The sequence below is a fragment of the Mesorhizobium sp. M1A.F.Ca.ET.072.01.1.1 genome, from assembly GCF_004023325.1.
Classification (GTDB): Bacteria; Pseudomonadota; Alphaproteobacteria; order Rhizobiales; family Rhizobiaceae; genus Mesorhizobium.
In genome coordinates, this window is sequence record NZ_RZSF01000259.1 from 1 (window position 1) to 9,797 (window position 9,797).

The following is a 9,797-nucleotide window of genomic DNA, read 5'->3' on the forward strand; positions in this document are numbered from 1 at the left end:
TCTCGATGTCGGAGCAGGCGACGCGCTCGACCAGCGTTTCCTTGCGCTGGCGATAGGCGATGAGATCGGCGACCGAAACCTGCTTCAGCCCGTGCTGCGCGGCGAAAGCCTGCACCTCAGGCCCGCGATCGGGCCGTTTTCTTGCTCTCGCCGTCCATTCGCGGCCCTCCTGCTTCTTGCTTTCGAGCCTTTTAGCATGCAGCGGCGATTCTTCGCGACGCCAAATGTCGGCCCTGGCATTCACAATGCCGAGGCGAAGATAATCAATGCATTTCAGCCTGTTGGCTCGGAAACTTGCGGCTGATTGACGAAGCTCGTCAGAACGCGCTCACGTAGAGGCCACCGTCGACCGGGATGTTCTGTCCAGTGAGATAGCCGGCATGAACCGAGCACAGGAAGGCGCAGATCTGGCCGAACTCTTCCGGCGTGCCGAGGCGCTTTGCCGGTACGTCGGCGCTGATGCGGGCCTTGCGCGCGACGGCCGCTGCCGGGTCTTCCGGCGTGCCGGCTTCTTGCGGGCCACGCAGCCGGTCGGTGTCTAGCTTGCCGGGCAACAGGCTGTTGATGGTGACGTTTCGGTCGATGACCGTGCGGGCCACGCCGGCAAGGAACGAGGTCAGGCCGGCGCGGGCGCCCGACGACAGGTCGAGGCCCGGGATCGGCACATAGACCGACAGCGAGGTGATGTTGACGATGCGGCCGAAGCCGCGCTTGGCCATGCCGTCGATGACCGCCTGGATCAGCTCGATCGGCGTCACCATGTTCTGCGTCACGCCTTCGAGGATTTTCGTGCGGTCGAGCTCGCGGAAATCGCGAAGCGGCGGGCCGCCATTGTTGTTGACCAGGATGTCGGGGGCGGGGCAGGCGGCAAGCAATGCCTTCTGCACTTCCGGCTTCGAGACGTCGCCCGCGATCTCGATCACCTCGACACCGAATTTTTCGCGGATTTCCTGCGCCGTCTTCGCCAACAGCTCGGCGTTGCGGCCGTTGACAACAAGGTCGACGCCGGCTTCGGCCAGCGCAATCGCGCATCCGCGCCCCAGTCCCTTGCTCGAGGCGCAAACGATGGCCTTCTTGCCGCGAATGCCGAGATCCATGGTGATTTCTCCTTTTTCGAGGGCGGCAAGCTAGCGCCTGGGCTGGACCAACCGCAACCGTCATACGGTTGTTGCATGAATCGAGGCATAGCACGCCAAAGAAAGGTGGAAATCGCGATGTCCGGTCCAGAGCCCCGCACTTTTCGCACCATGTTCATTTCCGACGTGCATCTCGGCTCGAAAGCGGCCAAGGCCGATTTCCTGATCGATTTCCTGCGCCACCATGACGCCGATACCATCTACCTGGTCGGCGACATCGTCGACGGCTGGCGCCTGCGGCGCAGCTGGCATTGGCCGCAGTGCCATAACGACGTGGTGCAGAAGTTGCTGCGCAAGGCGCGCAAGGGCGCCTCGATCACCTACATCGCCGGCAACCACGACGAATTCGCCCGCCAGTTCCAGGGGGTGCATTTCGGCGGCATCGTCGTGGCCGACCGCGCCATTCATGAGACCGCCGACGGCAGGCGGCTTCTCGTCATCCATGGCGACCAGTTCGACACTGTGGTGCACAATCAGCGCTGGCTCGCTTACCTCGGCGACTACGCCTATGACACGGCAATGCTGGTCAATCGCCTCGTGACGAGACTGCGCCACCTGCTCGGCCTGCCTTACTGGTCGTTCTCTTCCTGGGCGAAGGTCAAGGTGAAGAAGGCGGTGAACTTCATCGGATCGTTCCAGACGGTGCTGTCCGAGGAAGCGCGGCGCTCGCATGTCGACGGCGTGATCTGCGGCCACATCCATCACGCCGCGATCGAAAGCTATGGCGACGTGCAATACATCAACACCGGCGACTGGGTGGAAAGCTGCACCGCGGTGGTCGAGCATTTCGACGGCCGCTTGGAGATCCTGACCTGGGCGCATGTGCTGCCCGAAGTTCCGGCCGGCAAGGACGCGCCGGTGCGCGTCGATCTCATCGATCTCAAGGGCAGGGCGGTCAAGGCTGCCTGAGCGCCTTTCCGGCTCCGAGGTTCCTTGTCTTTCAACAGCTTTAGCCAGATCGCCTGGTCGAGGCGGTTCCGTCGCGCCTTGCCGCGTGATAGGGATCGAAACGCGTTGCGGGTCGTGGAATGCAGCGTAATTGGATCGATTCATGCCGCTGCCGCCGCTTTCGCCTGAGCAACTCGTCAAGCCAGCCCATTTCGAACTGCGCATGAGCCTGATCTTCGCGACATTGTTCGTGTCGCAGGGGACGCATCTGCCCTATTTTCCGCTCTGGCTGGAGGCGAAAGGCTTCCACGCCGAACAGATCGCAGTCATCCTGGCCGCGCCGATGTTCCTGCGCGTCGTGACGACGCCGATGCTCACCGCGTTTGCCGACCGGGCGAAGGACCGCGCCAATGTCTATATCGCGCTGGTCGCGGCGACGATGATCATTTCGGCCGGCTATTTCCTGCCGGCCACCTATGCGGGCGTGCTGGCCATCTCGCTGTTGCTTTCGATCCCTTGGACGCCGCATTCGCCGATGGCCGATTCGCTGGCTCTGTCGGGCGTCCGCCGCTTCGGCTCCAACTACACCGCCATGCGCAAATGGGGTTCGATCTCCTATTTCTGCGCCAATATAGTCGGCGGCTTCATCCTGGCGGCCACCGGCCCGCAAGCAGTTCCGGCGATCATCTTTGTGGCCCTTGCCGCAGCGCTTGCCGCGGGTTTGTGGGCGCCGCGGATGGGCAAGCCTCGCAAGGCGTCGCCATTATCGGCGACCGACATTCAGCATTCGGCGCCAAGCCTCTTCAACGCCTATTTCCTCTATTTCACGCTGGGTGTCGGCATCATCACCGCCAGCCACGCCTTTCTTTACGGCTTCGTGTCGATCTACTGGAAGTCGATCGGCATCAGCGATTCCGTCGTGGGCCTGCTGTGGGCCTGGGGCGTGGTTGCCGAGGTCTGCATGTTCTTGTTCTTCAACCGCATTTTCGCCTCCGTTTCCGTCGTCAGGGTGATGGTGATCGCCGGCATCGGCTCGATCCTGCGATGGGTCGCCTTTCCGCTGGTCTGGCCGCTGGGGCTCGGCGTCGTCGGCTTCTTCGGCGTCCAGACGCTGCATGCGGTTTCGGTGGCGATGGTGCTGATCGGCCTGCAGAAGATGATCGGCGAAACGGTTTCCGAAGAGCGCACGGGCGCCGCGCAAGGCATCGCCTATTTCTTCAACGGCTTCTTCATGGCCGCGGTCACGCTGGTCTCCGGCCCGCTCTACGATCGTCTTGGCGTCGACGGGTTCCTGGCGATGATCCCGATCGCGATCATCGGCCTCGCGCTGATCGGGCTTGCCGCGCGGTCAGCCCCACAGCGCCGGCTGAGGCGGTGAGACCAGCGAGCCCTGGTAGACGAGACCCGGTTCGCGGTCGTGCGCCAAGAGCAGCGGCCCGTCGAGGTCGACGAAATCGGCGCCTTGAGCCAACAGCACTGCCGGCGCCATGGCGAGCGACGTGCCGACCATGCAGCCGACCATGATGCCGAAACCCAACTCGCGGGCACGATCGCGAAGGATCAGCGCTTCGGTCAGTCCGCCAGTTTTGTCGAGCTTGATGTTGACGACGTCATAAAGGCCGACCAGCGCTTCGAGGTTCTTCGCCTCGTGCACGCTTTCGTCGGCGCAGATCGGCACGGGATGCGCGATTTCGCGCAAGATGCCATCACGGCCGGCCGGCAGCGGCTGCTCGATCAGCACTATGCCGTGCTCGGCTGCGAATGCGAGATTCTCGACGATGTTGTTATCGGTCCAGCCCTCGTTGGCATCGAGTATGATGCGGCTTTGCGGGGCGGCTTGCGTCACGGCGCGAATCCTTGCCGCGTCGTTGTGGCCGCCGATCTTGACCTTGAGCAGCGGCCGCGAGGCAGCGGCGCGGGCCTGCGCCGCCATCGCCTCAGGTTCGGCGAGCGACAGCGTGTAGGCGGTTTCAAGCGCCTTCGGCGAAACGACCCCGATTGCGTCCGCCACCGGCCTGGCGCCCAGCTTGGCTTCGAGATCCCACAAGGCGCAGTCGATGGCATTGCGGGCCGCGCCCGCCGGCATGGCCGCGAGCAAGGCGGTGCGGCCGATGCCGTCGATGATCTGGCCGCGCATCGCCTCGATTGCGGCGCGCACGCCTTCCATCGTCTCGCCGTAGCGCCTGTAGGGCACGCATTCGCCGCGTCCGACATGTCCGTTGTCGGCGATCGTCACGGTGATGACTTCGGCCTCGGTTTTCGAGCCGCGCGAGATGGTGAAAGTGCCCGCGATGGGGAATCGCTCCGCCTCGACCGAAATGACACGCGCCATATTTTTCTTCTCCGGCTGTGCGACCCGGTCTCCCGGCAAATCGACACGCCAGTCCCGTCACGCTAAACAGGACGCCATGTTGACCATCCGCAAACGCGACGCAAGCCGCACGCCCGCCGGTGATGCCAATCACCAGCCGCGCATTGCCGTCGGCGAGGAAGGCGACGTGCTCGGCTGCGCTTTTTCGGGTGTCTGGACGACGCGGACCGTGGCATCGGTCGATGCCGAGATGCGCAAGATCGAAAACCGCAACAGCGCCAAGAGGCTGATACTCGACCTTTCCCAGATCGAGAAGATGGACACGGCCGGCGCCTGGCTGATCGATCGGCTGGCGAGCGCTTTCGAGAAGAAAGGCGTCGAAGTCCATGTGCAGGGGCAGAGCGAGATCGCCTCAATCCTGCTCGGCGCGGTGGGCGACGCGGTGCGTCGCGAACCCGAATCGGGGCCGGCCGGACCGCCCAACATCATCCTGCGCGCGCTGGAGCTGGTCGGCCGCCGCGTCTACGAGATGCGCGACGATTTTCTGGCCTCGATGAACATCCTCGGCGCCACCATCCGCGGCGCGCAGATGAAGCTCGGCCGCGGCCATGCCGTCAATCCGGCAGCAATCTTCAACCAGATCGACCGCATGGGCGTCGGCGCCATTCCCGTGGTGGTGCTGATGTCGGCCATCGTCGGCGCCATCGTCGCCCAGCAAGGCGCTTATCAGCTCAGCTATTTCGGTGCCGACATTTTCGTCGTCGACCTCGTCGGCGTGCTGATCCTGCGCGAACTTGGCGTGCTGATGACCGCGATCATGCTGGCCGGCCGCTCGGGCAGCGCCATCACCGCCGAGATCGGCTCGATGAAGATGCGCGAGGAGGTCGACGCGCTGAAGGTGATCGGGTTGAACCCGATCGGCGTGCTGGTGTTTCCGCGGCTCGTCGCCTTGGTGATTGCGCTGCCGTGCTTGGCGATCATCGCGAATTTCGCCGCGCTCGGCGGCGGCATCATCGCCGCCTGGCTCTATTCCGACATTCCACCGGCGGCATTCATCGATCGGCTGCGGGTCGCCATCGACCTCAGCACCATTTTTGCCGGGCTGATCAAGGCGCCGTTCATGGCCATGATCATCGGCACCATCGCTTCGGTCGAGGGCATGAAGGTCGGCGGCAGCGCCGAATCGCTCGGCCAGCACGTGACCGCGTCGGTGGTGAAGTCGATTTTCGTCGTCATCATCCTCGACGGGCTTTTCGCCATGTTTTACGCATCGATCGGGTTTTGAGATGGCGGTTGCAAGCGGCAACGGGGTCAAGACGGCGCAGAACGCGGACGAGAGCGAGATCGTGCTTTCGGTCCGTGACGTCACCGTTGCCATCGAAGACAAGCTGATCCTCGATAAGCTTTCGCTCGATATCGAGCGCGGCGAGATCCTGGGCTTCGTCGGCGCCTCGGGCGCCGGCAAGTCGGTGTTGCTGCGCACCATCCTCGGGCTTATGCCGAAGCAATCGGGAACCATCAGGCTGTTCGGTGTCGACGTCGACAAGGCAAGCGAGATCGAGCGCCTGCGCATCGACATGCGGCTTGGCGTCCTGTTCCAGCACGGCGCGCTGTTTTCGGCGCTGACGGTGCTGGAAAACGTGCAGGTGCCGATGCGCGAGTATCTCGACCTGCCGAAGAAGCTGATGGACGAACTCGCCATGCTCAAGGTCGAGTTGGTCGGGCTGCCGCCTGATGCAGCGCAGAAATTCCCCTCCGAGCTGTCCGGCGGCATGATCAAGCGCGCGGCGTTGGCTCGCGCGCTGGCGCTCGATCCGGACATCGTCTTCCTCGACGAGCCGACCTCGGGCCTCGATCCGATCAGCGCGGCCGAATTCGACGAATTGGTCGTCAAGCTGCGCGATACGATGGATTTGACGGTCTACATGGTCACGCACGACCTCGACACGCTGTTCACCGCCTGCGACCACGTGGCGGTGCTCGGCAAGAAGAGGGTGCTGGTCGAAGGCACGATCGACGACATGCTGAAAAGCGAGGAGCCGTGGGTAAAATCCTATTTCCGCGGAAAACGCGCCCGGCAACTTGATCTTGCGGCTCGCGCATAGCCATAAGTGAGGCAATGGAAACCAGAGCCAACTACGTCATTGTCGGCATTTTCACGCTGGCCGCGATCCTCGCGGCGTTCGCCTTCGTCTACTGGACGGCCGCGATCGGCGAGCGTGGCGAGACGACGCTGCTGCGGGTGCGCATCCCGGGCTCGGCTTCGGGCCTTGGCCGCGGCAGCTTCGTGCTGTTCAACGGCGTCAAGGTGGGCGACGTTAAACGGGTCTATATCGATGTCGACAACCCGACCGTCGCCATCGCCGATACCGAGATCGACCGCATGACGCCGATCACCAAGTCCACGCAGGCCGATATCGGGCTCGCCGGCCTCACCGGCCAGGCCAATATCGAGCTGAAAGGCGCCGATCCCAAGGAAGTGAAGCTGCTCGACCAGGCCGAGAAAGAAGGCAGGGTTCCGGAGATCGTCGCCAATCCGTCGGCCGTGACCAACCTGCTGCAGACGGCGCAGAACATCTTCACGCGTGCCGACAAGGTGCTTTCCGAGTTGGAAGGCTTCACCAAGGATGTTCGCGGACCGCTGACGCAGACAGTCAAGAACGTCGAGACCTTCTCCAACGCGCTGGCCAAGAATTCGGACGGCATCGATAAATTCCTGTCCGCCGTGAGCTCGCTTTCGGAGCAATTGCAAAATGTGTCGGGCCGACTCGACAGCACGCTGAAGGCGGCCGAGGGCCTGCTCAATTCGGTCGACAAGGACCGGATCAAGAGCATCGTCGCCAATGTCGACACGGTCACCGCGAACCTCAAGGAAACCAGCGGGCAGTTGGACGACGTGCTGAAGAACGTCGATGCCGCGGTGGGGTCGGTCAACGACTTCGCCAAGCAGACGCAAGGGACGCTCGCCAAGGTCAACGGCGTTCTCGATGGGATAGATCCGGCGGATGTCCGTACGGCGCTCGCCAACATCCAGAAGGCGAGCGACAGCGCCAACAAGGCGGCCGCCGACATCGCCAAGGTCACCGACAAGATCGCCAACCGCTCCGACGACATCAACGATACGATCAAGAATGCCCGCCAGCTTGCGCAACGCCTCAACGACGCCTCCGTGCGCGTCGACGGAATTCTCGAGAAGGTCGACAAGCTTCTCGGGTCCGGTGAAGCCAATGGCGCAATGGCCGATGCTCGGGCGACGCTGAAGTCCTTCAAGCAGGTTGCCGATACGCTGAACTCTCGGCTGGGCACCATCGTCGACAATCTGTCGCGCTTCTCCGGCCAGGGGCTGCAGGATGTCGAGGCGCTGGTCCAGGCCAGCCGGCGCTCGATCAGCCGAATCGAGGAAGCGGTGACAGATCTCAGCCGCAACCCGCAGCGCATACTGACGGGCGGCGAGGGGGAGGTCCGTCAGTTTGACGGCAGGGCACGGCGTTGACTTCCGCTGCTGCGAACGCCAAGAACATGGATTGCAGCTGTAAGTTGATCGTCAGATCCGGGGACAGTGGGGATCGCGCGTGAGGTCAGTGAGAGGGTTGAAGTCCGTTGCTGCCGCGGCGCTCGTGTTCACGGTTGCAGGCTGCGCGGTACTGGGGGGCAGGCCGGCGCCGCTCGACACGTTCGAGCTTTCCGCGCCTTCGCTCGACATGCGGGGCCACAGCCGCCGCCAGATCCTGATCGCCCAACCCTCGGCGCTGAAGGCGCTGGACAGCCAGAACATCGTGATCAGGCCGTCCGACCAGTCGATCCAGTTCCTCAAGGGCGCGCAATGGGCGGACCGCCTGCCGCTGATCGTGCAGGCAAGGCTCGCCGAGACTTTTCAGCGCTCCGGCAGCTTTGCCGGTGTCGGCAAGCCGGGCGAGGGTTTGGCGATCGACTACCAGATCATCGTCGAGGTGCGGTCCTTCGAAGTCCGGGTCAATGGCGGCGAACATGCCGATGTCGAGCTGTTCGTGCGCATCCTCAACGATCGCAATGGCGAGGTGCGCGCCTCGAAGGACTTCACGGCCAGCGCACCGGTCTCGGGCGGCGGAAATGCCGCTTATGTCGGTGCCCTGGACAACGCGTTCGGCCAAGCGGCGAAGGACATCGTCCGCTGGACCGATTCGGTGATCTGAACGAATGCGCGTGCCGGTGCGGTGCCACGCAGGCTACAAACACTCGAAGACGTCTGCCTGCAATTTTTCGGATTTCAACAGATGTTGCAGGGTGTGGGTCAGCGATAGCGCATCGTCGAGCGCGTCGTGTGCCCGCAACGGAGCGTGGTCGACGCCATAGTAGTCCGCCAGCTTGTTGCTGGGTGTCCTCGCCAAATCTTCGATCGGCATCCCTGCCGATAGCAGCAGCTTGACTGCATTGTCGAACCGGTTGGCTGGTATGGAAACGGGAATGCCGGCGACATAACAACTGATCGCGACCATGTTCAGCTCGTCCTTGCCCCAGGACCAAAAGCGCGAACCGTCGGAGAACCGGTCGATGTCGGCAAGAGCTTCTGCCAATCCGACTCCCTCGGTCTCCAGGGTTTCTTCAGTGATGCCGGTGAGCTGGGTGAAAAACGGATCGAGCGCGTATCCCCGGCCGAATCGGTCAATCGGTTGCACATAGGCGCGGTGCGTGCCTAATAGGGGAAACTCCCCCTCAAGTCCGAGCTTTACTGCGCCGACCTGGGCTATGACCGGATCGGGATCATGAGCCGCGCACCAAAATCTGCGTTGCGAGCCTTCGAGGCAAAGAAATTCGCAGTCGAAGATTATCGCTGTCTTCAAGGCCTTCCCCGCCAAATCGAAGATGGGACCTGCGTCAAACTGGAAGTAGATTCTAAAATGAAGAAGCGGAGCAATGGCCCCGCTTCAGTGTCTGACATGTGCCCCGCTCAGTGCAGGCGGCCGCTGGCGTGGGCCAGCATCGTGTAGACCTTGCCGGTGTCCGACGTGAGGTAGGTTTGCGCCATGATGTTGTCGCGGTCGTTGCGCGATACGTCCTTGAGCAGCTTCTCGAAATCGTCGCAGTAGCGGTCGACGGCGGCGCGGAACTCGGCCTCGGCCTGATACTTGCGGCGGATCTCGTCGAAGGTCTGCTGGCCCTTCAGCGTGTAGAGCCGGCGCGTGAACACGTCGCGCTCGCCGCGGCGGTAGCGGTTCCACAGCTCGATCGAGGCGTCATGGTCGATGGCGCGGGCGATGTCGACCGACAGCGAGTTCAGCGATTCCATGACATGCAGCGGCGAACGCTGGGCAGGGGTCGCGCGCGGTGCTTCCGCGGGCGTCGCCGGCTTCAGCTCTTCCTCGCGCGAGGCGTTGGTCAGGAGATCGCGCACCCAGCCGCCCTGCTGCGTGCGGCCGTTCGGATCGCGGCGCGGCGCTTCCGCCGGGCGCTCGAGATCGAGGGTGCCGCGCAGCGTCGTCTCG

Annotated in this window: 10 protein-coding genes and 1 pseudogene; 6 read left to right on the forward strand and 5 right to left on the reverse strand. The window is 63.4% G+C overall.

Annotated features, from left to right (window positions below; all coding sequences use genetic code 11):
* Both EOA32_RS27395 and EOA32_RS27400 read right to left on the reverse strand, forming a co-directional pair.
* A pseudogene (locus EOA32_RS27395) lies at positions 1 to 127 on the reverse strand (3,4-dihydroxy-2-butanone-4-phosphate synthase); the annotation flags it as partial.
* A 190-nt stretch (positions 128 to 317) separates the two neighbouring features.
* On the reverse strand, positions 318 to 1,097 hold the full coding sequence (locus tag EOA32_RS27400; RefSeq protein ID WP_128373378.1) for an SDR family oxidoreductase: 780 nt from the start codon (positions 1,095 to 1,097) through the stop codon (positions 318 to 320).
* Between the two features lie 117 nt (positions 1,098 to 1,214).
* On the opposite strand from EOA32_RS27400, the gene EOA32_RS27405 reads away from it, so the two are divergent.
* Both EOA32_RS27405 and EOA32_RS27410 read left to right on the forward strand, forming a co-directional pair.
* Positions 1,215 to 2,045: a UDP-2,3-diacylglucosamine diphosphatase gene (locus tag EOA32_RS27405; RefSeq protein ID WP_128373379.1), complete on the forward strand. Its 831-nt coding sequence runs from the start codon at positions 1,215 to 1,217 to the stop codon at positions 2,043 to 2,045.
* A gap of 142 nt (positions 2,046 to 2,187) precedes the next feature.
* Positions 2,188 to 3,402 carry an MFS transporter gene (locus tag EOA32_RS27410; protein ID WP_095829996.1) on the forward strand — a complete coding sequence of 405 codons (1,215 nt, stop codon included), beginning with the start codon at positions 2,188 to 2,190 and terminating at the stop codon, positions 3,400 to 3,402.
* Here EOA32_RS27410 and dgcA read toward each other — a convergent pair.
* Complete coding sequence (dgcA, locus tag EOA32_RS27415; protein WP_128373380.1) at positions 3,373 to 4,356, reverse strand: N-acetyl-D-Glu racemase DgcA; 984 nt, start codon at positions 4,354 to 4,356, stop codon at positions 3,373 to 3,375. The genes EOA32_RS27410 and dgcA overlap by 30 nt on opposite strands.
* Positions 4,357 to 4,432: 76 nt before the next feature.
* Here dgcA and EOA32_RS27420 point away from each other — a divergent pair, with 76 nt between their 5' ends.
* The 4 genes from EOA32_RS27420 to EOA32_RS27435 all read left to right on the forward strand — a co-directional run bounded on the left by EOA32_RS27420 (position 4,433) and on the right by EOA32_RS27435 (position 8,507).
* On the forward strand, positions 4,433 to 5,620 hold the full coding sequence (locus EOA32_RS27420; protein ID WP_128373381.1) for an ABC transporter permease: 1,188 nt from the start codon (positions 4,433 to 4,435) through the stop codon (positions 5,618 to 5,620).
* 1 nt (position 5,621) lies between these two features.
* Complete coding sequence (locus EOA32_RS27425; RefSeq protein ID WP_128373382.1) at positions 5,622 to 6,440, forward strand: ABC transporter ATP-binding protein; 819 nt, start codon at positions 5,622 to 5,624, stop codon at positions 6,438 to 6,440.
* A gap of 14 nt (positions 6,441 to 6,454) precedes the next feature.
* Complete coding sequence (locus EOA32_RS27430; protein ID WP_128373383.1) at positions 6,455 to 7,828, forward strand: MlaD family protein; 1,374 nt, start codon at positions 6,455 to 6,457, stop codon at positions 7,826 to 7,828.
* Between the two features lie 88 nt (positions 7,829 to 7,916).
* Entirely contained in the window at positions 7,917 to 8,507 is a 591-nt protein-coding gene (locus tag EOA32_RS27435) for an ABC-type transport auxiliary lipoprotein family protein (RefSeq protein ID WP_128373385.1), read from the forward strand.
* A 33-nt stretch (positions 8,508 to 8,540) separates the two neighbouring features.
* Here EOA32_RS27435 and EOA32_RS27440 read toward each other — a convergent pair whose 3' ends face one another.
* Both EOA32_RS27440 and EOA32_RS27445 read right to left on the reverse strand, forming a co-directional pair.
* Positions 8,541 to 9,155, reverse strand: a complete 615-nt coding sequence (locus EOA32_RS27440) for a 3'-5' exonuclease (protein WP_128373384.1) — start codon at positions 9,153 to 9,155, stop codon at positions 8,541 to 8,543.
* Between the two features lie 107 nt (positions 9,156 to 9,262).
* Positions 9,263 to 9,797: hypothetical protein (locus tag EOA32_RS27445; RefSeq protein ID WP_145971365.1), on the reverse strand; the 535-nt coding region annotated here is incomplete at its 5' end.

Excerpts from the sequence above, each read along its gene's own strand:
- EOA32_RS27405 (WP_128373379.1), top strand. The coding sequence starts at position 1,215 with ATGTCCGGTCCAGAGCCCCGCACTTTTCGCACCATGTTCATTTCCGAC.
- EOA32_RS27410 (WP_095829996.1), top strand. The coding sequence starts at position 2,188 with ATGCCGCTGCCGCCGCTTTCGCCTGAGCAACTCGTCAAGCCAGCCCAT.
- EOA32_RS27400 (WP_128373378.1), bottom strand. The coding sequence starts at position 1,097 with ATGGATCTCGGCATTCGCGGCAAGAAGGCCATCGTTTGCGCCTCGAGC.
- EOA32_RS27425 (WP_128373382.1), top strand. The coding sequence starts at position 5,622 with ATGGCGGTTGCAAGCGGCAACGGGGTCAAGACGGCGCAGAACGCGGAC.
- EOA32_RS27420 (WP_128373381.1), top strand. The coding sequence starts at position 4,433 with ATGTTGACCATCCGCAAACGCGACGCAAGCCGCACGCCCGCCGGTGAT.
- dgcA (WP_128373380.1), bottom strand. The coding sequence starts at position 4,356 with ATGGCGCGTGTCATTTCGGTCGAGGCGGAGCGATTCCCCATCGCGGGC.
- EOA32_RS27430 (WP_128373383.1), top strand. The coding sequence starts at position 6,455 with ATGGAAACCAGAGCCAACTACGTCATTGTCGGCATTTTCACGCTGGCC.